Source organism: Streptomyces anthophorae (assembly GCF_049310305.1).
Classification (GTDB): domain Bacteria; phylum Actinomycetota; class Actinomycetes; order Streptomycetales; family Streptomycetaceae; genus Streptomyces.
On the sequence record NZ_JBLWQQ010000001.1, the window covers coordinates 6,470,379 to 6,495,903 of the forward strand.

Genomic DNA, 25,525 nt, shown 5'->3' on the forward strand with positions numbered 1-25,525 from the left:
CGCCATGACCGACAGGGAGCCCCCGCGCCGCCGCGTGCCAGGCCCCGCGCGCCCGCCGCGCACCGGACGCCCCGCGCCGAAGGCGGGACCCAAGCCCGCGCCCAGGCCCGCGTCGAAGTCCGCACCCAGGCCCGCGTCGAAGTCCGCGCAGAACGGCCGCCCGGCCGCCCGCCGCCCCCGCCCCGCCCCGCCGAGGCCGAAGCCGAAGGCGCCCTCCCGGCTGCGCCTGGGCAGCCCCAAGCCGCGCCTGCGCATGGTGAGCCTGGGCCTCACGCTCGTCCTGATGGTCTTCGTCGTCCGGCTCTTCCAGGTACAGGGCGTCGACGCCAGCGCGTACGCCGCGAAGGCCTCGCTGAACCGATACGTCAGCCACTCCATCGCCGCCGAGCGCGGCGGCATCACGGACCGCAGCGGCGTCGAGCTCGCCGCGAGCGTGGACGCGTACGACATCACGGCCGACCCGACGCTGTTCACGAAGAAGGCCACCAAGGTCGACGACGCGCCGGAGCAGGCGGCGGCGCTGCTCTCGCCGATCATCGGGGTCGACGCGGCAGAACTGACCAAGAAGCTGAAGACGAAGAACACGCGGTACGTGCGGCTCGCCCCGCGGCAGACTCCGCAGGTCTGGAAGCAGATCAAGGACCTTCGGACCACCCTGAACGAGAAGGCGAACGCCGCGGGCCGCGAGGCGAGCGTGCTCTCCGGCGTGGTCGCCGACCCCAGCAGCAAGCGCGTCTACCCGAACGGCGACCTCGCCGCGGGCGTCCTCGGCTGGGTCAACGCCGACGGCAAGGGCGGCGGCGGCGTCGAGCAGCAGCTCGACAAGGAGCTCGCGGGCAAGGCCGGAAAGATCCGCTACGCCCAGTCCGGCGGCCAGCAGGTGCCGACCGCGGGCACCACCGAACAGCCCGCGGTCCCCGGCTCGGACGTCGAGCTGACCATCGACCGCGACATCCAGTGGGCCGCGCAGAACGCCATCGACGAGCAGGTCAAGGAGTCGAAGGCGGACCGCGGCTACGTGATAGTGCAGGACACCAAGACCGGCGAGGTCCTCGCCATGGCGAACGCGCCCGGCTTCGACCCGAACGACCTGGCCGACGCCAAGGCGGAGGCCCTGGGCAACGCCGCGCTCCAGGACGCGTACGAGCCGGGCTCCACCGCCAAGGTCATGTCGATGGCGGCTGTCCTGGAGGAAAAGGCGGCCACCCCGGGCACCCACGTCACCGTGCCCAACCGGCTGCACCGCGGCGACCGGCTCTTCCAGGACGACGTCGACCACCCGACCTGGCACCTCACGCTCAACGGCGTGCTCGCCAAGTCCAGCAACATCGGCACCATCCTGGCGACGGGGCAGCTGGGCAAGACGCAGCCGGCGGCCAACGCCTCGCTCTACTCCTACCTGCACAGGTTCGGCATCGGCCGGGAGAGCGGCCTCGGCTTCCCCGGCGAGACGTCCGGCATCCTCGCGCCCGCCGACAAGTGGTCCACGTCGCAGCAGTACACGATCCCGTTCGGCCAGGGCTTCTCCATCAACGCGATGCAGGCCGCCTCCGTGTACTCGACCATCGCCAACGACGGCGTACGGGTGCAGCCCACCCTCGTACGCGGCACCAAGGGTCCCGACGGGCGGTTCACGCCGGCCCCGAAGCCCAAGGAGAACCGCGTCGTCAGCAAGAAGACCGCCAAGACCGTCGCGCAGATGCTCGAGTCCGTGGTCGACGACGAGGAGGGCACCGGCACGAAGGCCCGCATCCCGGGCTACCGCGTCGCGGGCAAGACGGGCACGGCCAACCGTGTGGATCCGGCCACCGGCCGCTACAAGGGCTACACGTCGTCGTTCGCCGGTTTCGCCCCCGCCGACAAGCCGCGCGTGACGGTCTACTGCGCGATCCAGAACGCCACCAAGGGCGGCTACTTCGGCGGCCAGATCTGTGGCCCGATCTACAAGAAGGTCATGGAGTTCGCCCTGAAGACGCTCCAGGCCCCGCCCACGGGTGACAAGCCGGCCCGGCTGCCCGTGACGTTCAAGCCATGACGCTTTCCAGCCAGTACGGGCCGCGCACATGATCACTTACTACCCGTGAGGGCGCCGTGACAGCCATCACCTCCGATCCGGGGAACCGCCCCGCGCCACGCCCCTCGCTTCGCCGGGCGGGGGGTGGGCCCGGTACGCTCACGCCGTGCCACACGCTGATCAGTCCCAAACCACCCAGAAGGGCGCACCCGTGACATACCCCGGGCCGCCGCGACCGGTCGAGGTCTCCGCCACACCCCTCGCGGAACTCGCCGATCAACTGGGTGTCCAAGCGCCCACGGCCGCGGCAGCAGTCACCGGCATCACCCACGACTCCCGTGCGGTGCGCCCCGGCGACCTGTACGCGGCCCTGCCGGGAGCCCGCGCGCACGGCGCCGACTTCGCCGCGCAGGCCGCCTCGCTCGGCGCCGTCGCCGCGCTGACCGACCCGGCGGGCTGGCAGCGCGTCTCCGAGGCCGGCCTGGTCCCGCTCGTCGTGGACAACCCGCGCAGCCGGATGGGCGAGCTGGCCGCCACGATCTACGGCCACCCCGGCCGGGACCTGCTCCAGATCGGCATCACCGGTACCTCGGGCAAGACCACCACCGCGTACCTCATCGAGGGCGGCCTGAAGACCGTGCGCAGCACCGGTCTGATCGGGACGGTCGAGATGCGGATCGGCGACGAGCGGATCAAGTCCGAGCGCACCACTCCGGAAGCCACCGATCTCCAGGCGCTGTTCGCGGTCATGCGCGAGCGCGGCACCGACGCCGTCGCCATGGAGGTCTCCAGCCACGCCCTCGTGCTGGGCCGGGTCGACGCCTGCGTCTTCGACGTGGCCGTCTTCAACAACCTGAGCCCGGAGCACATGGAGTTCCACTCCGACATGGAGGACTACTTCCAGGCGAAGGCCCAGCTGTTCACGAAGGCGCGCAGCAAGCGGGGCGTCGTGAACTTCGACGACGAGTACGGGCGCCGGCTCATCGACGAGTCCGAGGTCCCGGTCGTCACCTTCTCCGCCGAGGGCCACCCGGACGCCGACTGGCGCGCCGAGGACGTCGAAGTCGGCCCGTTCGACTCGACGTTGACCGTCGTCGGCCCCAAGGGCGAGCGGATCGCCGCCAAGGCGCCGCTCGCGGGCCCCTTCAACGTCGCGAACACCCTCGCCGCGATCGTCACCCTCGCCGTCGCCGGGATCGACCCGCAGACCGCGGCCGACGGCGTCGCCGCCGTACCCGGCGTGCCCGGCCGCCTGGAGCGCGTGGAGGCGGGCCAGAAGTACCTCGCTGTCGTCGACTACGCGCACAAGACCGACGCCGTGGAGTCCGTCCTGCGGGCGCTGCGCAAGGTCACCGAGAACAAGCTGCACATCGTGCTCGGCTGCGGCGGCGACCGCGACAAGACCAAGCGGATGCCGATGGGCGCCGCCGCCGCGCGGTTCGCCGACACGGCCATCCTCACCTCCGACAATCCGCGCTCCGAGGACCCCCTCGCGATCCTCGCCACGATGCTCGCGGGCGCCGCCGACGTGCCGGCCCACGAGCGGGGCGACGTCGCCGTGTTCGAGGACCGGGCCGCCGCCGTCGCCGCCGCCGTGGCACGCGCCGAGCCCGGCGACACGGTGCTCGTCGCGGGCAAGGGCCACGAGCAGGGCCAGGACATCGCCGGTGTGATCCGCCCGTTCGACGACCGCCAGGTGCTCCGCGCGGCCATCGAAGCGGCCGAAGCCACCGTCGACAACCAGAAAACCCAGGGATGAAGTTGTGATCGCCCTCTCCCTCGCCGAGATCGCCTCAGCCGTCGGCGGGCAGACGTACGACATACCGGACCCGCAGGTCCGGGTGACCGGGCCGGTCGTCATCGACTCGCGCAAGGTCGAGCCGGGAAGCCTGTTCGCCGCCTTCGTGGGCGAGCGGGTCGACGGCCACGACTACGCGCGCGAGGTCGTCGACAAGGGTGCCGTCGCCGTGCTGGCCTCGCGCCCGGTCGGCGTGCCCGCCATCGTCGTCGACGACGTCCAGGCCGCGCTCGGCGCGCTGGCCCGGCACGTGGTCGCACGGCTCGGTGCCGCGCTGGTCGCCCTCACCGGCTCCGCAGGCAAGACCAGTACCAAGGACCTGATCGCCCAGGTGCTGCGCCGCAAGGCCGACACGGTCTTCACGCCGGGCTCGTTCAACAACGAGATCGGCCTGCCGCTGACCGCGCTCACCGCCACCGACGAGACGCAGTTCCTCGTCCTGGAGATGGGCGCCCGCGGCATCGGCCACATCAAGTACCTGACGGGCCTCACGCCCCCGAAGGTCGGTGTCGTCCTGAACGTCGGGACCGCGCACATCGGCGAGTTCGGCGGCCGCGAGCAGATCGCGGAGGCCAAGGGCGAGCTCGTCGAGTCGCTGCCCGCGGACGGCACCGCGATCCTCAACGCGGACGACCCGCTGGTGCGCGCCATGGCCTCGCGCACGAAGGCGAAGGTGCTCTTCTTCGGAGAGGCCGACAGCGCCGACGTGCGTGCCGAGAATGTCCGGCTCACGGAGAGCGGACAGCCCGCCTTTAGCCTGCACACACCCTCCGGGTGCAGCGACGTGACCTTGCGCCTGTACGGTGAGCACCACGTGTCGAACGCGCTCGCCGCGGCCGCCGTCGCCCATGACCTTGGCATGTCCGTGGAGGAGATCGCCCTCGCGCTCTCCGAGGCGGGCAACCTGTCCCGCTGGCGGATGGAGGTCACCGAGCGCTCGGACGGCGTCACGATCGTCAACGACGCCTACAACGCGAACCCCGAGTCCATGCGAGCGGCGCTGCGCGCGCTGGTGGCCATGGGCAAGGGGCGCCGGACGTGGGCGGTGCTCGGGCAGATGGCCGAGCTGGGCGACGAGTCGCTGACCGAGCACGACGCCGTCGGACGGCTCGCCGTCCGACTCAACGTCAGCAAGCTCGTTGCAGTCGGGGGCAGGGAAGCGTCCTGGATGCAACTGGGCGCCTATAACGAGGGTTCGTGGGGTGAGGAGTCGGTGCACGTGTCCGACGCACAGGCGGCGATCGACCTGCTGCGCAGCGAGCTGCGCCCGGGAGACGTCGTGCTCGTGAAGGCATCCAGGTCGGTGGGCCTGGAGAGCGTGGCACAGGCGCTGCTCGCTGACGTGCAGGGTGGGGTTGATGCCTGATGATGAAGCAGATCCTGTTCGCAGGTGTCATCGGTCTCTTCCTGACGCTCGCCGGAACGCCGCTGCTGATCAAGCTGCTTGCGCGCAAGGGCTACGGCCAGTTCATCCGTGACGACGGCCCGCGCGAGCACCACAGCAAGCGCGGCACGCCGACCATGGGTGGTATCGCCTTCATCCTGGCGACCCTCATCGCGTACTTCCTCAGCAAGCTGATCACCGGCGCGGCGCCGACCCTGTCGGGTCTGCTCGTGCTCGGCCTGATGGCGGGCATGGGGCTCGTCGGCTTCCTCGACGACTACATCAAGATCGTCAAGCGGCGCTCGCTCGGCCTCAGAGCCAAGGCGAAGATGGCCGGACAGCTGATCGTCGGCATCGCCTTCGCGGTGATCTCACTTCAGTTCGCGGACGTCAGAGGCAACACCCCCGCCTCCACCAAGCTCTCCTTCGTGGAGGACTTCGGCTGGTCGATCGGCCCGGTCCTGTTCGTGGTCTGGGCGCTGTTCATGATCCTCGCGATGTCGAACGGCGTGAACCTGACGGACGGTCTCGACGGCCTCGCCACCGGCGCCTCCGTGATGGTCTTCGGCGCGTACACCTTCATCGGTGTCTGGCAGTTCCAGGAGTCCTGCGCCAACGCGCAGACCCTCACCAACCCAGGGGCGTGTTTCGAGGTCAGAGACCCGCTCGACCTGGCGGTGGTCGCATCGGCCTTGATGGGCGCCTGTTTCGGCTTCCTGTGGTGGAACACCTCGCCCGCCAAGATCTTCATGGGTGACACGGGCTCACTGGCCCTCGGCGGCGCCCTCGCGGGCCTCGCCATCTGCTCCCGTACGGAGCTCCTGATCGCGCTTCTCGGCGGCCTGTTCGTCCTGATCACCATGTCCGTCGTGATCCAGGTCGGCTCCTTCAAGATGACCGGCAAGCGGGTCTTCAAGATGGCGCCGCTCCAGCACCACTTCGAACTCAAGGGGTGGTCCGAAGTCCTTGTCGTGGTCCGGTTCTGGATCATCCAGGGCATGTGCGTGATCGTCGGACTCGGCCTCTTCTACGCAGGATGGGCAGCCAAGAAGTGACGACCCCTTCCCCATGGCAGGGCATGAACATCACCGTCGCCGGTCTCGGCGTGAGCGGCATCAGTGCCGCCCGCGCCCTGGCCGGCTTCGGCGCGTCGGTGACCGTCGTGGACGGCGGCGACAGCGAGGCACACCGCGAAAAGGCGGCCCTTCTTAAAGAAGAGGGGATCTCCGTCCAGCTCGGTGACTCCTCCACGCTGCCCGAGGGCACGGAGCTCGTCGTCACCTCGCCCGGCTGGAAGCCCTCCTCGCCGCTGTTCGCCGAGGCCGCGGCCGCGGGCGTGGACGTCGTCGGTGACGTCGAGATCGCCTGGCGCCTGCGCGGCCCGAACGCCGCGCCCTGGCTCGCGATCACCGGCACCAACGGCAAGACCACCACGACGCAGATGCTCGCGTCGATCCTGGAGGCGGCGGGCCTGCGTACGGCCGCCGTCGGCAACATCGGCACGCCGATCATCGACGTCGTCCTCCAGGGCGACGAGGCCTACGACGTGTTCGCCGTCGAGCTCTCCTCGTACCAGCTGCACTGGGCGCCCTCGCTGCGCGCCCACTCCGGCGCCGTCCTGAACCTCGCGCCCGACCACCTCGACTGGCACGGCTCCATGGAGGCGTACGCCGCCGACAAGGGCCGCATCTACGAGGGCAACCAGGTCGCCTGCGTCTACAACGTGGCCGACAAGGCGACCGAGGACCTGGTCGTCGAGGCCGACGTCGAGGAGGGCTGCCGCGCCATCGGCTTCACCCTCGGCACCCCGGGCCCCTCCGAACTCGGTGTCGTGGACGGCATCCTGGTCGACCGCGCCTTCGTGGAGAACCGGCAGAAGAACGCCCAGGAGCTCGCCGAGGTCGGGGACGTCAACCCGCCGGCCCCGCACAACATCGCCAACGCCCTCGCGGCGGCGGCCCTCGCCCGCGCCTACGGCGTCGAGCCCCGGGCCGTACGCGAAGGACTGCGGAACTTCCGCCCCGACGCCCACCGCATCGAGCACGTCGCCGACGTGGACGGCGTCGCCTACGTGGACGACTCCAAGGCGACCAACACCCACGCCACCCAGGCTTCGTTGGCCGCGTACGAGTCCATCGTGTGGATCGCGGGCGGGCTCGCCAAGGGCGCCACCTTCGACGAGCTGGTGACGGGTGCGGCGAAGCGGCTGCGCGGCGTCGTCCTGATCGGCGCGGACCGGGCCCTGATCCGGGAAGCCCTGGAGCGACACGCCCCGGAAGTACCGGTCGTCGACCTCGACCGGACCGACACTGGGGCGATGTCGGCGGCGGTCCAGGAGGCCGCGCGGCTCGCCCGCGAAGGGGACACCGTGCTGATGGCCCCGGCCTGCGCGTCGATGGACATGTTCACCAACTACAACAAGCGTGGCGAGGCGTTCGCGGAAGCGGTCCGCGAACTGGGCGCCACCAGCGTCTGACGGGACTCGAGAGGGCGCCCGGTGACGCCGGGCACCCTTCGGGAGGGGAACGTGGCAGCGCAGACGTACGGCTCATCGGTGGGGGACGGTCATGGCCGGTAGCAGTCCTCCCCGCACGACCGGGCGCCCCGCCGCACCGCCCCGGAGGACCAGCAAGGTCTACCGGGCCCGGGTCAACCCGGCAAGCCGCCTCTACTCCCAGGCCAAGCGCGCCTGGGACCGGCCGCTCACCGCGTACTACCTGATCATCGGGGCCGCGCTGCTGCTCACGGTCCTCGGCCTGGTCATGGTCTACTCGGCCTCGATGATCACGGCCCTCCAGATGGGCCTGTCCAGCTCGTACTTCTTCAAGAAGCAGTTCGTCGCGGCCGTCCTCGGCGGCGTCCTGCTCCTGATCGCGATGCGGATGCCGGTGAAGCTGCACCGGGCGCTCGCGTATCCGATCCTCGCCGTCAGCGTCTTCCTCATGGTCCTCGTGCAGGTGCCGGGGATAGGAGTGTCGATCAACGGCAACCAGAACTGGATCTCGCTCGGCGGCCCCTTCATGCTGCAACCCAGCGAGTTCGGGAAGCTGGCGTTGATCCTCTGGGGCGCCGATCTGCTGGCGCGCAAGCACGACAAGCGGCTCCTCACCCAGTGGAAGCACATGCTGGTGCCGCTCGTTCCGGTGGCCTTCATGCTGCTCGGGCTGATCATGCTCGGCGGCGACATGGGCACCGCGATCCTGCTGACCGCGATCCTTTTCGGCCTGCTGTGGACGGCCGGAGCGCCGACGCGGCTCTTCGTGGGCGTGCTGTCGGTGGCCGCCGTGATCGGCCTGCTCCTGATCAAGACCAGCCCCAACCGCATGGCCCGCCTGGCCTGTCTGGGCAGCGCCGACGCGGGACCCGGCGACATGTGCTGGCAGGGACTGCACGGGATCTACGCCCTGGCCTCCGGCGGACTCTTCGGTTCCGGGCTCGGAGCGAGTGTGGAAAAATGGGGACAACTTCCCGAAGCGCACACCGACTTCATCTTTGCCATCACCGGTGAGGAACTGGGCCTGGCGGGGACGCTGTCGGTGCTCGCCCTGTTCGCGGCTCTAGGCTATGCGGGTATCCGCGTGGCCGGACGCACGGAGGACCCCTTCGTTCGCTATGCCGCGGGAGGCGTGACGACGTGGATCACGGCACAGGCCGTGGTCAACATCGGTGCGGTGCTCGGCCTGCTGCCGATCGCCGGAGTCCCGCTCCCGCTGTTCTCGTACGGGGGGTCCGCGCTGCTCCCGACCATGTTCGCCGTGGGGCTCCTGATCGCGTTCGCGCGGGACGAGCCGGCGGCGCGGGCGGCCCTCGCCATGCGGCGGAGTCCGGGAGTCCGGGGGATGAGATGGAACACGATGCGACGGCGCGCCTCGGTGCGCCCGTCCAGAGAGCGGTGAATTTCGGTGCATGTCGTACTCGCCGGTGGGGGGACCGCCGGCCACATCGAGCCGGCGCTCGCCCTCGCGGACGCCCTGCGCAGGCAGGACCCGACCGTGGGCATCACGGCCCTGGGCACGGAACGCGGCCTTGAGACCCGTCTCGTACCGGAGCGCGGCTACGACCTGGCGCTGATCCCCGCCGTACCGCTGCCGCGCAAGCCCACGCCGGAACTGATCACGGTTCCCGGGCGGCTGCGCGGCACCATCAAGGCGGCCGAGCAGGTCATGGAGCGCACCAAGGCGGACGCGGTCGTCGGCTTCGGCGGATACGTGGCGCTGCCCGGCTACCTCGCCGCCAAGCGGCTCGGCGTGCCGATCGTGGTGCACGAGGCCAACGCGCGGCCGGGCCTGGCCAACAAGATCGGTTCGCGGTACGCGGCGCAGGTCGCGGTCTCCTCGCCCGACAGCAAGCTGCGCAACTCGCGCTACATCGGCATCCCGCTGCGCCGCACCATCGCGCTGCTCGACCGGGCGCAGAAGCGGCCCGAGGCGCGCGCCGCCTTCGGCCTCGACCCGAACCTGCCGACGCTGCTCGTCTCCGGCGGCTCCCAGGGCGCCCGGCACCTGAACGAGGTGGTCACGCGCGTCGCGCCGTACCTCCAGCAGTCCGGCATCCAGGTGCTGCACGTGGTCGGCCCGAAGAACGAACTGCCGCAGGTCCAGCAGATGCCGGGGATGCCCCCGTACATCCCGGTACCGTACGTGGACCGGATGGACCTCGCGTACGCCGCGGCCGACATGATGCTCTGCCGCGCGGGCGCGATGACCGTCGCCGAACTCTCCGCCGTCGGGCTCCCGGCCGCCTACGTCCCGCTGCCCATCGGCAACGGCGAACAGCGGCTCAACGCCCAGCCGGTGGTCAAGGCCGGCGGCGGACTGCTGGTCGACGACGCGGAGCTGACCCCCGAGTGGGTCCAGGCCAATGTCCTGCCCGTGCTCTCCGACCCGCACAAGCTGTACGAGATGTCCCGCGCGGCCGCCGAGTTCGGCCGCAGGGACGCCGACGACCTGCTCGTCGGAATGGTGTACGAGGCGATCAACTCGCGTCGTTAGCGAGTGGACGAAGGTAAGGCAGGGGACAGTGGCCGGACCCACTACTACGGATCGCGAACAAGAGTCGTCCGAGGCGTCCGAGCCGCCCCCCGCCGCGCGATGGGTGCGCATGCCGAGCGTGCGCACCCTTGTCGTGTCCGGAGTGCTGCTCGTGCTGCTCGGCGCGGGCGGCACCTGGCTGCTGTACGGCTCGCCGTGGCTGCGCGTGGAGCGCGTCAAGCCCTCCGGCACCCAGGTTCTGACGCCGTCTCAGGTCCGGGACGCGGCCGCCGTGCCGGTCGGTGCCCCGCTGGTCTCCGTCGACACGGACGCGATCGAGGATCGGCTGCGCCGGAAATTGCCCCGAATTGACGCGGTTGATGTGGTCCGTTCCTGGCCGCACGGAATCGGGCTGAAAGTGACGGAACGTAAGCCGGTCCTGATTGTCGAAGACGGCAGAAATTCAGACAAGTTCATCGAAGTCGACCGCGAAGGCGTGCGTTTCGCGACGGTCGCCAAGCCGCCGAAGAGTGTTCCCCTCCTCGAATTGACGCCGGATCAGCAGGGCGCCGAGGCAAGCCTGCGGCGTTTCGGCTCCGCCCGGCTCGTCCGCGAGGCGGTGCGGGTCGCGGGCCAGCTCCCGGAGCAGGTCGCGCGGGACACGCGGACCGTCAAGGTCCGTTCGTACGACGCCATCTCGCTGGAGCTGACCGGGGGGCGGACCGTCGCCTGGGGGAGTGCCGAACGGGGTGACACGAAAGCACGCACTCTTACCGCTCTCATGAAAGCCGCCCCGAAGGCCAGGCACTTGGACGTGAGTGTTCCCACGGCCCCTGCGGCGTCCGGGAGTTGACGCACATTGATGCAGGCCAGCACCCTGGTTGGGCATCGACACGGCTGATCACATAGGGTGAAAAGAAAAACGGGAGGTTCGGCGTGTTCGTTGAACGGGCGCCACTTGTCGACTTAGTGTCAGGTTCGGAAGAGTCCAGGAAACAGACACACTGGTAACCCTAAACTTCAGCGTTAGGGTTCGGGTCGGCAGTCGACTAGTAGTCAACTAGTAGTCCGGACCGCCCCAATTCGGCATCAGTCGTCGCACCGTTTCACGCGAGGCGGCGACACGTAACTCGAGGCGAGAGGCCTTCGACGTGGCAGCACCGCAGAACTACCTCGCAGTCATCAAAGTCATCGGTGTCGGCGGCGGTGGTGTCAATGCCATCAACCGGATGATCGAGGTCGGTCTCAAGGGCGTCGAGTTCATCGCCATCAACACCGATGCGCAAGCCCTGTTGATGAGCGACGCGGACGTCAAGCTCGACGTCGGCCGTGAACTCACCCGCGGACTCGGCGCCGGAGCCAATCCGGGCGTCGGCCGCAAGGCGGCCGAGGACCACCGCGAGGAGATCGAGGAGGTCCTCAAGGGGGCCGACATGGTCTTCGTCACCGCCGGTGAAGGTGGCGGCACCGGCACCGGCGGCGCACCCGTCGTGGCCAACATCGCGCGCTCGCTGGGCGCCCTCACGATCGGTGTGGTCACCCGGCCGTTCACCTTCGAGGGCCGGCGCCGGGCGAACCAGGCGGAGGACGGCATCGCCGAGCTCCGCGAAGAGGTCGACACCCTCATCGTCATTCCGAACGACCGGCTCCTGTCCATCTCGGACCGGCAGGTCTCCGTCCTCGACGCCTTCAAGTCGGCGGACCAGGTCCTGCTCTCCGGTGTCCAGGGCATCACCGACCTCATCACCACCCCGGGGCTCATCAACCTCGACTTCGCGGACGTGAAGTCCGTGATGTCCGAGGCGGGTTCCGCCCTCATGGGTATCGGCTCGGCCCGCGGCGACGACCGCGCGGTGGCCGCCGCCGAGATGGCGATCTCCTCGCCGCTCCTGGAGGCGTCCATCGACGGCGCCCGCGGCGTGCTGCTCTCCATCTCCGGCGGCTCGGACCTCGGTCTCTTCGAGATCAACGAGGCCGCGCAGCTGGTCAGCGAGGCGGCCCACCCCGAGGCGAACATCATCTTCGGTGCCGTCATCGACGACGCCCTCGGCGACGAGGTGCGGGTCACCGTCATCGCCGCCGGCTTCGACGGCGGGCAGCCGCCGAACAAGCGGGAGAACGTGGTCGGTTCCTCGACTGCCAAGCGCGACGAGCCGGCGACGCCCGCGCGGCCCTCGACGCCGGCCCCCGAGCCCGCGCGTTCGAGCTTCGGCAACCTCGGCAGCGTCACCCAGCGCGAGGAGTCCCAGCCGCAGACGCCGACCCCGGCCCCGCCGGCCGAGGCGCCCGCTCCGGTGAACGAGGCGCCGGTGGCCCCGCCCGCCCCGCCGCAGGTTCCGCGGCCGTCCTACCCGGACAGCCAGGCCGAGGAGCTCGACGTGCCGGACTTCCTCAAGTAACCACGCGACAGTGATAGGACAACATCACACTGTGTCTGCTACGAGTGGCGCCCACTTCGCCTTCACCGACCGGTGGGGCGGGGTGAGCGCCGCTCCGTATGAGGAGCTGAACCTCGGCGGCGCGGTCGGCGACGATTCCGAGGCCGTGCTGCGCAACCGGGAGCTGGCCGCGCGATCGCTCGGCATCGAGGCCTCCCGCGTCGTGTGGATGAACCAGGTGCACGGGCCCGACGTGGCGGTGGTGGACGGGCCCTGGCCCACCGAAGCCGACATTCCGTGTGTCGACGCCCTCGTCACCTCGCGGCGCGGACTCGCGCTCGCCGTGCTCACGGCGGACTGCACCCCCGTACTGCTCGCCGACCCGGTCGCCGGGGTCGTCGCCGCCGCGCACGCGGGACGCCCCGGCATGGTCGCCGGAGTGGTGCCGGCTGCGGTGCGGGCGATGGTGGAGCGCGGCGCGGACCCGGCCCGGATCGTCGCCCGTACGGGGCCCGCGGTCTGCGGGCGCTGCTACGAGGTGCCGGCCGAGATGCGGGCCGAGGTCGCGGCGGTGGAACCGGCGGCGTACGCCGAGACCAGCTGGGGCACCCCGGCCGTCGATGTCACCGCCGGTGTGCACGCTCAGCTGGAGCGGCTCGGGGTGCGTGACCGGGAGCGGTCGCCGGTGTGCACACTTGAGTCGCACGATCACTTCTCGTACCGCCGCGACAAGGCCACCGGCCGACTCGCCGGCTATGTCTGGCTGGACTGAGACGACATGACGAACCTTCAGGAACGTACGGCAGAGCTCGCCGCGAACCTGGCCACGGTGGAGGAACGTATCACCGCGGCCTGCGCGGCGGCCGGGCGCAAGCGGGACGACGTGACCCTCATCGTGGTCACGAAGACCTACCCCGCGAGCGATGTGCGGATCCTGGCCGGGCTCGGCGTGCGGCACGTGGCGGAGAACCGGGACCAGGACGCGGCACCCAAGGCCGCGGAATGCTCGGATCTGCCGCTTACTTGGCACTTTGTCGGTCAGCTTCAGACCAACAAGGTCCGTTCTGTGGCGAGTTACGCCGATCTGGTGCAGTCCATCGATCGGGGCAAGCTCGTCACGGCGCTCTCCAAGGAGGCCGTGCGGGCCGAGCGCGAGCTGGGTTGCCTGATCCAGGTCGCGCTCGACGCCGACGCCGACGGTCGCGGGGAGCGCGGGGGTGTCGGCCCCGGCGGAGTGGAGGAGTTGGCCGCTCGCGTGGCCGAGGCTCCGGGGTTGCGGCTCGACGGACTGATGACCGTCGCGCCGCTCACGGGGGACTACGCGGGGCGGCAACAGGCGGCGTTCGAGCGGCTCATGGATTTGTCGACTGCCATGCGCGCGGCCCATCCGGCTGCGAACATGGTCTCGGCAGGGATGAGTTCGGATCTCGAGCAGGCCGTGGCGGCCGGAGCGACACATGTGCGCGTCGGTACCGCGGTCCTCGGTGTCCGACCCCGGCTCGGGTAACGTCGCGAAGAAGTCGGACCACAGCAGAAAATATGGTCATTCTCGCTGATGGGCGGGGAGGCCACGTGGATCGCGGGCACTTTGGTTGACGTCAGCCGATCCACCACAGAGCGGAGGACTCAGAGAATGGCCGGCGCGATGCGCAAGATGGCGGTCTACCTCGGCCTCGTGGAGGACGATGGGTACGACGGCCGGGGGTTCGACCCCGATGACGACTTCGAGCCCGAGCTCGACCCGGAGCCCGAGCGTGACCGTCGACGGCACGAGCCGTCGCATCAGTCACACAGCTCCCATGCCGCCACGGATGTGGAGGAATCGGTCAGAGTGGTGCAGCCCCCGGCTCAGCGCGAGCCGGTGCGCCAACCCGCTTCGCTTGCCGCTGAATCCGGACGTCCGGCGCGAATCGCCCCCGTGGCATCCATCACACCTGAACGTCAGAGCCTGGAGAAGAACGCACCGGTGATCATGCCCAAGGTTGTGTCCGAGCGGGAGCCCTACCGCATCACCACTTTGCACCCCCGGACCTACAACGAGGCCCGTACCATCGGGGAACACTTCCGTGAGGGCACTCCGGTGATCATGAATCTGACGGAGATGGACGACACCGACGCGAAGCGACTTGTCGACTTTGCCGCCGGTCTTGTGTTCGGTCTTCACGGAAGCATCGAGCGGGTGACACAGAAGGTGTTCCTGTTGTCGCCTGCTAACGTCGATGTCACGGCGGAGGACAAGGCCCGTATCGCAGAGGGCGGGTTCTTCAACCAGAGCTGAGACGCAGTAAAAGTTCGACGGCTAGCAACCAACTAGTCACGAGGCACGAGACACAGGGGAGAGGGAACCGCCGACATGGGCGTGTTTTTTGATGTGGTCTACATCGCGCTGATGTGTTTCCTCATCGTGCTGATCTTCCGGCTGGTCATGGACTACGTCTTCCAGTTCGCCCGCTCGTGGCAACCCGGTAAGGCGATGGTGGTGGTTCTTGAGGCCACCTACACTGTCACTGATCCACCGCTCAAGCTTCTGCGGCGGTTCATTCCGCCGCTGCGTCTCGGGGGCGTGGCGCTCGACCTGTCCTTCTTCGTACTGATGATCATCGTCTACATCCTGATCTCCGTCGTGAGCCGGCTGTGAGCACGATGTCAACTACGGTCTTGCCGAATGCCGACGACAACGTTGAGGTGAAGAGATGCCGTTGACCCCCGAGGACGTGCGGAACAAGCAGTTCACGACCGTCCGCCTCCGAGAAGGCTATGACGAGGACGAGGTCGATGCCTTCCTCGATGAGGTCGAAGCCGAACTGACTCGTCTTCTTCGAGAGAACGAGGACCTGCGCGCGAAACTTGCCGCAGCCACCCGTGCCGCTGCCCAGAACCAGCAGCAGGGCGGCATGCGCAAGGGCCCCGGCGGCCCCGGTGGGCCTGGCGGTCCTGGTGGGCCCGACGGCCCGCAGGACCAGCAGCAGGGTCCCCCGCAGGGCATGCGAGGCCCGGGCGCCCCGGTGCCCGCGGGTATATCGGGCCCGCCGCAGCAGCAGATGGGCGGCCCCATGGGTGGCCCGCCCCAGCTGCCGAGCGGTGCCCCGCAGCTGCCGGCCGGTCCTGGTGGACACGGTCAGCAGGGTGGCCCGCAGGGTCCCGGCCCGATGGGCCAGGGTCCGATGGGCCAGCAGCCGCAGCTGGGCGGCCCGATGGGCGGTCCCATGGGCGGCCACGGCGGCCCGCAGCTGCCGCAGCCCGGTCAGGGCCCCGGTGGCGACAGCGCCGCCCGTGTCCTCTCGCTGGCCCAGCAGACCGCCGACCAGGCGATCGCCGAGGCCCGCTCCGAGGCGAACAAGATCGTCGGCGAGGCGCGCAGCCGTGCCGAGGGTCTTGAGCGTGACGCCCGTGCCAAGGCCGACGCCCTGGAGCGGGACGCGCAGGAGAAGCACCGCGTCGCGATGGGCTCCCTGGAGTCCGCCCGCGCCACGCTGGAGCGCAAGGTCGAGGACCTGCGCGGCTTCGAGCGCGAGTACCGCACGCGTCTGAAGTCGTACCTGGAGTCGCAGCTGCGCCAGCTGGAGACCCAGGCCGACGACTCGCTGGCTCCGCCGCGTACCCCGGCGACCGCGAGCCTGCCGCCGTCCCCGGCGCCTTCCATGGCTCCGGCCGGTGCGGGTGCGCCGTCCTACGGTGGCAACCAGTCGATGGGTGGCAACCAGCAGAACGGCGGTCCGTCGTACGGCGGCGGTCAGCAGCAGATGTCGCCCGCGATGACGCAGCCGATGGCTCCGGTGCGGCCGCAGGGTCCGTCGCCGATGGGGCAGGCTCCGTCGCCGATGCGCGGCTTCCTCATCGACGAGGACGACAACTGAGCGGCGCGTGCGTGTAGCGCCTGGTAGTAGCTAGGCGTCGGCATTCATTCAGGCCTCGGCCCGGATCGTTTCTGCGATCCGGGCCGAGGCCTTTTCGCGGTCCGGTGGGGGTGGGCGGTCAGGTGTGCGCAGGGGGTACGAAACGCCGAAGGGGCGGTTGGCCAGAAAAACGTTTCTGGCCAACCGGCCCTTCGGCGTGAATGGGTCCTCCGGTCGCGGGGCTCTGCCCCGGACCCCGCTCCTCAATCGCCGGAGGGGCTTGATTTCTCAAGCCCCTCCGGCGATTGGGCCCGCCCCGGTGCGGCTACACCTTGCGGAGGTGGAAGGTCAGGCTCAGGCCCTCGTCGGTGAAGGCGGAGCCGTACGTGGTGTCCGGCTCGCCCTGGGCGAAGTCCGTCGCCAGGACCTCGTCGGCGATCAGCTCGGCGTGCTCGGTGAGGGCCGAGATCACCGCCGGGTCCGTGGAGGTCCAGCGCAGGGCGATCCGGTCCGCGACGTCCAGGCCGCTGTTCTTGCGGGCCTCCTGGATCAGGCGGATCGCGTCACGGGCCAGGCCCGCCTGCCGCAGCTCCTCCGTGAGCTCCAGGTCGAGTGCCACAGTGGCGCCCGAGTCCGAGGCCACGGACCAGCCCTCGCGCGGGGTCTCCGTGATGATGACCTCGTCCGGGCCGAGGTCGATCTTCTCGCCGTCGACCTCCACCGAGGCGGTGCCCTCGCGCAGGGCCAGGGACAGCGCCGCGGCGTCCGCGTTCGCGACGGCCTTCGCCACGTCCTGGACGCGCTTGCCGAACCGCTTGCCGAGCGCCCGGAAGTTCGCCTTGGCGGTGGTGTCCACCAGGCTGCCGCCGACGTCCGAGAGCGAGGCCAGGGAGGAGACGTTCAGCTCCTCCGTGATCTGGGCCCGCAGCTCGGGGGAGAGGTCCGCGAAGCCCGCCGCCGCGACCAGTGCGCGGGAGAGCGGCTGGCGGGTCTTGACGCCCGACTCCGCGCGCGTGGCGCGACCGAGCTCGACGAGCCGGCGGACCAGCGCCATCTGCGTGGACAGGGTCGGGTCGATCGCCGACCTGTCGGCCTCCGGCCACGACGACAGGTGCACCGACTCCGGGGCGTCCGGGGTGACCGGCACGACCAGGTCCTGCCACACCCGCTCCGCGATGAACGGCGTGAGCGGCGCCATCAGCTGTGTGATGGTCACCACCACGTCGTGCAGGGTGCGCAGCGCGGCCTTGTCGCCCTGCCAGAAGCGGCGGCGCGAGCGGCGCACGTACCAGTTGGAGAGGTCGTCGACGAACGCCGAGAGCAGCTTGCCCGCGCGCTGGGTGTCGTAGGCCTCCAGGGCCTGGGTGACCCCGTCCGTGAGCAGGTGCAGCTCGGACAGCAGCCAGCGGTCGAGCACGGTGCGCTCGGCCGGCGCCGGGTCCGCCTCGCTCGGCGCCCACTCGGACGTACGGGCGTACAGGGCCTGGAAGGCGACCGTGTTCCAGTACGTGAGGAGCGTCTTGCGGACGACCTCCTGGATCGTGCCGTGGCCGACGCGGCGGGCCGCCCAGGGGGAGCCGCCTGCCGCCATGAACCAGCGCACCGCGTCCGCGCCGTGCCGGTCCATGAGCGGGATCGGGTCCAGGGTGTTGCCCAGGTGCTTGGACATCTTGCGGCCGTCCTCGGCGAGGATGTGGCCGAGGCACACCACGTTCTCGTAGGACGACTTGTCGAAGACCAGGGTGCCGATCGCCATCAGCGTGTAGAACCAGCCGCGCGTCTGGTCGATGGCCTCGGAGATGAACTGCGCCGGGTAGCGGGACTCGAACAGTTCCTTGTTCTTGTACGGGTAGCCCCACTGCGCGAACGGCATGGAACCCGAGTCGTACCAGGCGTCGATGACCTCGGGCACGCGCACCGCTTCGAGGGAGCAGCCCTCGTGGGTGCAGGTGAACGTGACGTCGTCGATGAACGGGCGGTGCGGGTCGAGGGACGACTGGTCGGTGCCGGTCAGCTCGCCCAGCTCCGCGCGCGAGCCGACGCAGGTGAGGTGGTTCTCCTCACAGCGCCAGATCGGCAGCGGGGTGCCCCAGTAGCGGTTGCGGGAGAGCGCCCAGTCGATGTTGTTCTGGAGCCAGTCGCCGAAGCGGCCGTTCTTCACGGTCTCCGGGAACCAGTTGGTCTTCTCGTTCTCCTGGAGGAGGCGGTCCTTGATCGCCGTGGTGCGGATGTACCAGGACGGCTGCGCGTAGTAGAGCAGTGCCGTGTGACAGCGCCAGCAGTGCGGGTAGCTGTGCTCGTACGGGATGTGCTTGAAGAGCAGGCCGCGGTTCTGGAGATCCTCGGTCAGCTGTTCGTCGGCCTTCTTGAAGAAGACACCGCCGACCATCGGGACCTCGGGGCCGAACGTGCCGTCGGGCAGCACCGGGTTCACGACCGGCAGTCCGTACGCGCGACAGACCTTGAGGTCGTCCTCACCGAAGGCGGGGGACTGGTGGACCAGACCCGTACCGTCCTCGGTCGTCACGTAGTCGGCGTTGACCACGTAGTGCGCCTCGGCCGGGAACTCCACCAGCTCGAACGGACGTTGGTACTTCCAGCGCTCCATCTCCGCGCCGGTGAAGGACTCGCCGGTCGTCTCCCAGCCCTCGCCGAGCGCCTTCTCGACGAGCGGCTCGGCGACGACGAGCTTCTCCTCGCCGTTCGTGGCGACGACGTACGTCACGTCGGGGTGCGCGGCGACCGCCGTGTTGGACACCAGGGTCCAGGGGGTCGTCGTCCAGATGAGCAGCGAGGCCTGGCCCGCCAGCGGACCGGAGGTGAGGGGGAAACGGACATAGACCGAGGGGTCGACGACCGTCTCGTAGCCCTGGGCCAGCTCGTGGTCGGAGAGGCCGGTGCCGCAGCGCGGGCACCAGGGGGCGACGCGGTGGTCCTGGACCAGGAGGCCCTTGTTGAAGATCTCCTTCAGCGACCACCAGACCGAGTCCACGTACTCCGGGTTCATCGTCCGGTACGCGTCGTCGAGGTCGACCCAGTAGCCCATGCGGGTCGTCAGGTCGGAGAAGGCGTCGGTGTGCCGGGTCACGGACTCGCGGCACTTGGCGTTGAACTCGGCGATGCCGTACGCCTCGATGTCCTTCTTGCCGCTGAAGCCGAGCTCCTTCTCGACCGCCAGCTCCACCGGGAGGCCGTGGCAGTCCCAGCCCGCCTTGCGGGCCACGTGGTAGCCGCGCATCGTGCGGAAGCGGGGGAACACGTCCTTGAAGACGCGGGCCTCGATGTGGTGGGCACCCGGCATGCCGTTGGCCGTGGGCGGGCCCTCGTAGAACACCCACTCGGGGCGCCCCTCGGACTGCTCCAGGGTCTTGGCGAAGATCTTCTGCTCGTCCCAGAAGTCGAGCACCGCGTGCTCGAGGGCGGGCAGGTCGACCTGGGCGGGCACCTGGCGGTACTGCGTCATCAGTCTTCCTCCGGCGGATCTGCCTTCTTCCGTCGGAGGGACGAGAGGCTGCTGCGCCGTGTGCGGCGCGCTCCCGCGGTACCACCCTCCTTGGCCCGCCGGGGCGTGGTGCGCTCCGGTGAGCCCCCTCATTGGGGTCGCGATGCCGGGTCTACTGGCCGCTATCGGTGCGCTGCGGCGTTCTTCCGGCGGCTCCGGGGTGATCTTCGCGTCGCGCTCGCCGCCGGGCTTCCACCGTCCCCGGTTCGCTCTTGGCTGCGTACGTCGCTACTCGGCCCCATCCACGCTTTTCGCTCCACCCAGTGTACGGCGCCCGGGACGGGGCGGCCGACCGGTTTTGCGAGGGCGGGGGAGTGACCCGAATGGCGACACGGTGCGCGCCGACGGGTGCGGTACGGGGAGCGGCGGATTACCGGGCGGGGAGCTGGGCACAACGCTTGCAAGCTGCCCCGCGGTGGGTGTTCGTCCCGTTGCCGTGGGCCCTGAGTCGATTTATCGTCCCAGCACGATTCGCGAGCAAGATCACAAATTGTGAAGGGGCCGCGACCATGGTGGCGAAGAAGACCGCCGATCAGCAGTCGGAGTCCGGGAGAACCACGGGCGCGGCAGCCTCCGGCGGTTCCGGGAAGGGTGCGGCCGGAGCGAAGGCGTCCGCGACGCCGGAGCCGAAGGAGACGCCCACCGGCAAGAAGAAGACGGCCGCCGCGTCGCACGCGACGACGGCCCGCAAACAGACGAGCACGAAGGCGACGGCTACGAAGGCGACGGCTACGAAGGCGGCGGAACCGAAGAAGGCCACGGCTACGAAGGCGGCGTCCGCGAAGGCCGCGTCTACGAAGGCAACGCAGGTGAAGGACGCCTCTACGGAGGCAACGACTGCGAAGGGCGCGTCCACGAAGGCGGAGCCGGAGAAGGCCACGGCCAAGAAGGCGGCGTCGGCGAAGAGCGCGACCAAGAGCGCGACCAAGAAGACGACCGCGGCCGAGGCGGCGGCCGGCTCCGAGGAGGGTGCCGCCCCGGAGGCGGCCGGGAGCGCGGGCGCCAAGAAGACCGCGGCCAGGAAGAAGACCGCGGCCGCGAAGGCGGGTGAGCACGCCGAGGAGACGGGGGAGAAGGGGAACGGCGTCGGCCGGACCGGCGGGCGCAAGGGTGCGAAGAAGACGGTCGCCTCCGCGGCCGAGGACGCGGCCGAGGCCGCGAAGACGACGGGAGCCACGACAGTGGTTGCGAAGAAGACTCAGGGCACGGCCACGGCGACCAAGAAGCCGAGCGCGGTTCCCAAGGCACGCGGCACCGCCGAACCCGGTGAGCTGGCCGTCCGTCCGGGCGAGGATCCCTGGACCCCGGAGGAGGCCGAGGAGGCGCGCGCCGAGTTGCAGACCGAGGTGCTGCGGCTCGGGAGCGAGATCGCGTCCGCGGAGGAGGGCCTCGCGGGGCTGATGCGCGACTCCGGGGACGGGGCCGGCGACGACGACGCGGACACCGGCACCAAGAACATCACCCGCGAGCACGAGATGGCCCTCGCGGCCAACGCGCGGGAGATGCTGCTCCAGACCGAGCGGGCCCTGGAGCGGCTCGACGCGGGCACGTACGGGCTCTGCGAGAACTGCGGGAACCCGATCGGGAAGGCGCGCATGCAGGCGTTCCCGCGCGCGACCCTGTGCGTCGAGTGCAAGCAGAAGCAGGAGCGCAGGTACTGAGCGATCGCCGCGCCCGCACCGGGGCACCGGCCCATGGGGGCGCGGCCCCGCGTGCCGTACTCTCGTCCTCAGTCAGGTACTAGGTTGAGGGACTCACGTGGCAGAGGCGGAGCGCATCATCGGTACGCCGGATTCCCCGGACGCGGGGGCAACCGAGCCGGAGCAGGCTGAGAAGCGGGTTCCGGAGCAGGCCGAGGAGCAGGTCCAGGACCGGCCCAAGGGCAGGCGGCGGATCGCCGTGCTGTTCGCCGTGGCCGCGCTCGCGTACGTCCTGGACCTGGGCAGCAAGCTGATCGTGGTGGCGAAGCTGGAGCACCGCGACGCCATCCACATCATCGGTGACTGGCTCCAGCTCGAGGTGATCAGGAACCCGGGCGCCGCCTGGGGCATCGGTGAGGCCTTCACGATCATCTTCACCCTGATCGCGGCCGCCGTGATCGTCGTGATCGCGCGGCTCGCCCGGAAGCTCTACAGCACGCCCTGGGCGATCGCCCTCGGCCTGCTGCTCGGCGGGGCGCTCGGCAACCTCACGGACCGGATCTTCCGGGCGCCGGGCGTCTTCGAGGGCGCCGTGGTGGACTTCATCGCGCCGAAGCACTACCCGGTGTTCAACCTCGCAGACTCGGCGATCGTGTGCGGCGGCATCCTGATCGTGCTGCTGTCCTTCCGCGGCATCGACCCGGACGGCACCGTCCACAAGGACTGAGCGCAAGCACTGAGCGCGCTGACCGAGCCCCAGGTCACGGGGCTCATGTGCGGGAGTGTCGGTGGGCTCCTGCATACTCGATGGGTGAGCACGATTCCCGAGGTCCGCACCCTGCCCGTACCCGACGGCCTGGAGGGCGAGCGCGTAGACGCCGCCATCTCGCGCATGTTCGGCTTCTCCCGCACCAAGGCCGCCGAGCTCGCCGCCGCCGGAAAGGTCGCGGTGGACGGCTCGGTCGTGGGCAAGTCCGAGCGGGTGCACGGCGGCGCCTGGATGGAAGTGGAGATGCCGCAGGCGCCCGCTCCCGTGCAGATCGTCGCCGAGCCCGTCGAGGGCATGGAGATCGTGCACGACGACGACGACATCGTCGTGATCATGAAGCCCGTGGGGGTCGCCGCCCACCCCAGCCCCGGCTGGACCGGGACGACCGTGATCGGCGGCCTCGCTGCCGCCGGGTACCGGATCTCGACGTCCGGCGCCGCCGAGCGCCAGGGCATCGTGCACCGGCTCGACGTGGGCACGTCGGGCCTGATGGTCGTCGCCAAGTCGGAGCGGGCGTACACCTCGCTGAAGCGCCAGTTCAAGGAGCGCGTCCCGGACAAGCGGTACAACGCGCTGGTGCAGGGCCACCCCGACCCCATGAGCGGCACCATCGACGCCCCGATCGGCCGCCACCCGAACCACGACTACAAGTGGGCCGTGACCGCCGAGGGCAAGCCCTCCGTCACGCACTACGACCTCATCGAGGCCTTCCGCGCCGCCTCCCTGCTCGACATCAAGCTGGAGACGGGGCGCACGCACCAGATCCGCGTCCACATGTCCGCGCACCGGCACCCGTGCGTGGGCGACCTGACGTACGGCGCGGACCCCACGATCGCGAAGCGGCTCGGCCTCACGCGCCAGTGGCTGCACGCGGTGCGGCTCGGCTTCGAGCACCCGTCGGACGGCCAGTGGGTCGAGTTCGAGAGCTCCTACCCGGACGACCTCCAGACGGCTCTGGACCGGGTCAGGGCGGAGAGCGCATGAACACCACCCCCGTCACCGCGTACATAACCCGCGTCGCCGAGGGCGCGGCGGACCGGCAGGCCTGTTTCGCCGTCCGCAAGGACGTCTTCGTCACCGAGCAGGGCGTGCCCGAGGACCTCGAGTACGACGCGTACGACGACGGGGCCGTGCACGTCCTCGCCGTCCGGACGGACGGGGAGCCGCTCGGTACCGGCCGGCTCCTCACCGGCGAGGCCGCCGCCGTGAAGAACGGCGGGGCGGCGGACGTCGGCGCGCTCGGGCGGCTCGCCGTGACGAAGGCCGCGCGCGGCCTCGGGGTCGGCGCCGCACTGGTGCAGGCCGTCGAGGACGCCGCCCGCGGGCGCGGGCTCACCGCCGTGGACCTGCACGCGCAGACGCAGGCGCTGGGGTTCTACGAGCGCCTGGGCTACGTCGCGTACGGGCCCGAGTTCCTCGACGCGGGCATCGACCACCGCGCGATGCGGAAGACGCTGAGCTAGACGGCGGGGCCTCCCGGCGCCGAGGCGTCGTGGCCGCGTGGCGTCGCGGCGTCGCGGCGTCGCGGCGTCGCGCGGCCCCGGGTCCCAAAAGACCGGTTTGATCTGAAGCGCGTGGCACTCTTGAGGCCGGAACGCACATGATCGTCGAGTCTGGTCGGAGTCCCCGGTGGATCAATTGGCCCTGCTGTTCGTGCTGTTGCTCGGGGCCGTGCTGACCGTCCCGCTCGGTGACCGGCTCGGCCTGCCGTCGCCGGTCCTGATGACCCTGCTCGGCATCGCCCTCGCACTGATCCAGGCGGTGCCGAATGTCGACATCAACCCGGACCTGATCCTCCCGCTCGTGCTGCCACCGCTGCTCTACGCGGCCGTGCACCGCACGTCATGGCGCCAGTTCGCGGCCAACAAACGGCCGATCTTCCTGCTCGCCGTCGCCCTGGTCTTCGTCACCACGGCCGCGGTCGCCTTCACCGCCGACGCCATCGTCCCTGGCCTGCCGGTCGCCGCGGCCGTCGCCCTCGGCGCCCTGGTGGCGCCGCCCGACCCGGTCGCCGCGACCGCCGTCGCGGGCCAACTCGGCCTGCCCCGGCGCATGGTGTCGATCCTGGAGGGCGAGGGCCTGTTCAACGACGTGACCGCGATCGTGCTCTACCACGTCGCGATCGCCGCCGCCGTCAGCGGCACCTTCTCGCTGCCGCACGCCGCGCTGGAACTGGTCCTGTCCGCGGTCGTGGCCGTCGCGGTCGGTTGGGGGCTCGGCTGGGGCGCCAACAAGCTCATCGGCTATCTCGGCGACGCCACGCTCCAGATCGGCCTCACGCTCCTGATCCCCTACGCCTCGTACGTACTCGCCGAGGAGCTCAAGGGCTCGGGCGTGCTCGCGGTCCTGACCACGGCCTTGTTCCTGGCCGAGCACGCCTTCGACGCCGACGACGTGCTCACGAGGCTCACCGGGCGGGCCTTCTGGGACGTCGTGGACACCCTCGTCACGGGCGTCGCGTTCGGCCTCATCGGCCTGGAGGTGCACAACGTCGTCAGGACCGCGGAGGGCCGCTGGGGCGAGATGCTCGGCTGGGCGGCCGCGGTCGTCGCCGTCGTCATCGTCGTACGGCTGTTGTGGCTGTTGCCCATGACGTGGGTGACACGAAGGATGCACCTGCGGCGCGACGTCGACGAGGACATCCCGGTCAGCTGGCGCGAGACGGTCGTCATGTGGTGGGCCGGAATGCGCGGCGTGGCCTCGGTGGCCCTGGCCCTCGCCATCCCGCTGACCATGGACGACGGTTCTCCCTTCCCGCAGCGGGACGAGATCGTCTTCCTCGCGTTCGGGGTGATCATGGCGACCCTGGTGCTGCAAGGCCTGAGCCTGCCCTGGCTGGTGCGCAAGCTGGGCGTGCGCAGCGACGACACCGCCGAGCGGGAGTTCGAGCGGCAGCTCGCGATGCGGGCCGCCAAGGCCGCGAAGCGCCGGTTCAAGGAGATCGAGGAGGTCGAGGAGCTGCCGGACGAGGTGACGGAGCAGATGCTGCGCCGCGCGCTCGACATCGGCCTGCGCATCAACCCGGAGATCGGCGCGGACGAGCGGCGCGAGAAGCAGACCAAGCGGGTCGAGCGGATCAAGCGGATCCGCCGGATCCAGGCGGAGATGATGTCGGCGGCCCGCCACGAGGTCCTCGCGGCCCGCAGCGAACCGGGCTCCGACCCCGAGGTGGTCGACCGGGTGCTCAGAAAGCTGGATGTGCGCAGCCTGCGCTAGGGCCTCTCGTTTGGATCG

At 70.2% G+C, this 25,525-nt stretch carries 20 protein-coding genes; 19 read left to right on the top strand and 1 reads right to left on the bottom strand.

Annotated elements, in window-relative coordinates:
* Positions 1-4 precede the first annotated feature (4 nt).
* From ACNYS0_RS29350 to ACNYS0_RS29415, 14 genes are all read left to right on the top strand, one after another.
* Entirely contained in the window at positions 5-2,035 is a 2,031-nt protein-coding gene (locus ACNYS0_RS29350; protein WP_422477679.1) for a peptidoglycan D,D-transpeptidase FtsI family protein, read from the top strand.
* 190 nt (positions 2,036-2,225) lie between these two features.
* Complete coding sequence (locus ACNYS0_RS29355) at positions 2,226-3,773, top strand: UDP-N-acetylmuramoyl-L-alanyl-D-glutamate--2,6-diaminopimelate ligase (RefSeq protein WP_422477681.1); 1,548 nt, start codon at positions 2,226-2,228, stop codon at positions 3,771-3,773.
* Between the two features lie 4 nt (positions 3,774-3,777).
* Complete coding sequence (locus ACNYS0_RS29360) at positions 3,778-5,178, top strand: UDP-N-acetylmuramoyl-tripeptide--D-alanyl-D-alanine ligase (RefSeq protein WP_422477683.1); 1,401 nt, start codon at positions 3,778-3,780, stop codon at positions 5,176-5,178.
* Complete coding sequence (gene mraY / locus ACNYS0_RS29365) at positions 5,178-6,251, top strand: phospho-N-acetylmuramoyl-pentapeptide-transferase (protein WP_266720569.1); 1,074 nt, start codon at positions 5,178-5,180, stop codon at positions 6,249-6,251. The genes ACNYS0_RS29360 and mraY overlap by 1 nt, the downstream gene beginning before the upstream one ends.
* 23 nt (positions 6,252-6,274) lie before the next feature.
* On the top strand, positions 6,275-7,672 hold the full coding sequence (murD, locus tag ACNYS0_RS29370) for a UDP-N-acetylmuramoyl-L-alanine--D-glutamate ligase (protein WP_422477685.1): 1,398 nt from the start codon (positions 6,275-6,277) through the stop codon (positions 7,670-7,672).
* Between the two features lie 91 nt (positions 7,673-7,763).
* Complete coding sequence (gene ftsW, locus ACNYS0_RS29375; protein WP_422477687.1) at positions 7,764-9,092, top strand: putative lipid II flippase FtsW; 1,329 nt, start codon at positions 7,764-7,766, stop codon at positions 9,090-9,092.
* Between the two features lie 6 nt (positions 9,093-9,098).
* Positions 9,099-10,187 (top strand): undecaprenyldiphospho-muramoylpentapeptide beta-N-acetylglucosaminyltransferase, encoded by a 1,089-nt coding sequence (gene murG / locus ACNYS0_RS29380; RefSeq protein ID WP_422477689.1) that lies wholly within the window; start codon positions 9,099-9,101, stop codon positions 10,185-10,187.
* Positions 10,188-10,215: 28 nt separating this feature from the next.
* The gene (locus tag ACNYS0_RS29385) at positions 10,216-11,019 is read left to right on the top strand and encodes a cell division protein FtsQ/DivIB (RefSeq protein ID WP_422477691.1); all 804 of its coding nucleotides are present in this window, start codon (positions 10,216-10,218) and stop codon (positions 11,017-11,019) included.
* Between the two features lie 298 nt (positions 11,020-11,317).
* Positions 11,318-12,565 (top strand): cell division protein FtsZ, encoded by a 1,248-nt coding sequence (ftsZ, locus tag ACNYS0_RS29390; protein WP_422477693.1) that lies wholly within the window; start codon positions 11,318-11,320, stop codon positions 12,563-12,565.
* A 10-nt stretch (positions 12,566-12,575) separates the two neighbouring features.
* Positions 12,576-13,316 (top strand): peptidoglycan editing factor PgeF, encoded by a 741-nt coding sequence (pgeF, locus tag ACNYS0_RS29395; protein ID WP_422477695.1) that lies wholly within the window; start codon positions 12,576-12,578, stop codon positions 13,314-13,316.
* A gap of 6 nt (positions 13,317-13,322) precedes the next feature.
* The gene (locus ACNYS0_RS29400) at positions 13,323-14,051 is read left to right on the top strand and encodes a YggS family pyridoxal phosphate-dependent enzyme (RefSeq protein ID WP_422477697.1); all 729 of its coding nucleotides are present in this window, start codon (positions 13,323-13,325) and stop codon (positions 14,049-14,051) included.
* A gap of 126 nt (positions 14,052-14,177) precedes the next feature.
* Complete coding sequence (locus tag ACNYS0_RS29405) at positions 14,178-14,822, top strand: cell division protein SepF (protein WP_385769864.1); 645 nt, start codon at positions 14,178-14,180, stop codon at positions 14,820-14,822.
* Between the two features lie 75 nt (positions 14,823-14,897).
* The gene (locus ACNYS0_RS29410; protein WP_385769862.1) at positions 14,898-15,182 is read left to right on the top strand and encodes a YggT family protein; all 285 of its coding nucleotides are present in this window, start codon (positions 14,898-14,900) and stop codon (positions 15,180-15,182) included.
* 55 nt (positions 15,183-15,237) lie between these two features.
* Entirely contained in the window at positions 15,238-16,401 is a 1,164-nt protein-coding gene (locus ACNYS0_RS29415) for a DivIVA domain-containing protein (RefSeq protein ID WP_422477699.1), read from the top strand.
* Positions 16,402-16,705: 304 nt separating this feature from the next.
* Here the strand turns inward: ACNYS0_RS29415 and ileS are convergent, their stop codons facing one another.
* Positions 16,706-19,843, bottom strand: coding sequence for an isoleucine--tRNA ligase (gene ileS, locus ACNYS0_RS29420; RefSeq protein WP_422477701.1), 3,138 nt, complete (start codon positions 19,841-19,843; stop codon positions 16,706-16,708).
* A gap of 548 nt (positions 19,844-20,391) precedes the next feature.
* On the opposite strand from ileS, the gene ACNYS0_RS29425 reads away from it, so the two are divergent.
* The 5 genes from ACNYS0_RS29425 to ACNYS0_RS29445 all read left to right on the top strand — a co-directional run bounded on the left by ACNYS0_RS29425 (position 20,392) and on the right by ACNYS0_RS29445 (position 25,507).
* Complete coding sequence (locus tag ACNYS0_RS29425) at positions 20,392-21,543, top strand: TraR/DksA family transcriptional regulator (RefSeq protein WP_422477703.1); 1,152 nt, start codon at positions 20,392-20,394, stop codon at positions 21,541-21,543.
* 97 nt (positions 21,544-21,640) lie between these two features.
* Entirely contained in the window at positions 21,641-22,249 is a 609-nt protein-coding gene (gene lspA / locus ACNYS0_RS29430; protein WP_422477705.1) for a signal peptidase II, read from the top strand.
* Positions 22,250-22,333: 84 nt separating this feature from the next.
* Positions 22,334-23,275 (top strand): RluA family pseudouridine synthase, encoded by a 942-nt coding sequence (locus ACNYS0_RS29435; RefSeq protein ID WP_422477707.1) that lies wholly within the window; start codon positions 22,334-22,336, stop codon positions 23,273-23,275.
* Positions 23,272-23,754, top strand: a complete 483-nt coding sequence (locus ACNYS0_RS29440; protein ID WP_422477709.1) for a GNAT family N-acetyltransferase — start codon at positions 23,272-23,274, stop codon at positions 23,752-23,754. Before ACNYS0_RS29435 ends, ACNYS0_RS29440 begins: the two co-directional genes overlap by 4 nt.
* Before the next feature lie 166 nt (positions 23,755-23,920).
* Positions 23,921-25,507 (top strand): Na+/H+ antiporter, encoded by a 1,587-nt coding sequence (locus ACNYS0_RS29445; protein ID WP_422477711.1) that lies wholly within the window; start codon positions 23,921-23,923, stop codon positions 25,505-25,507.
* Positions 25,508-25,525: the final 18 nt, after the last annotated feature.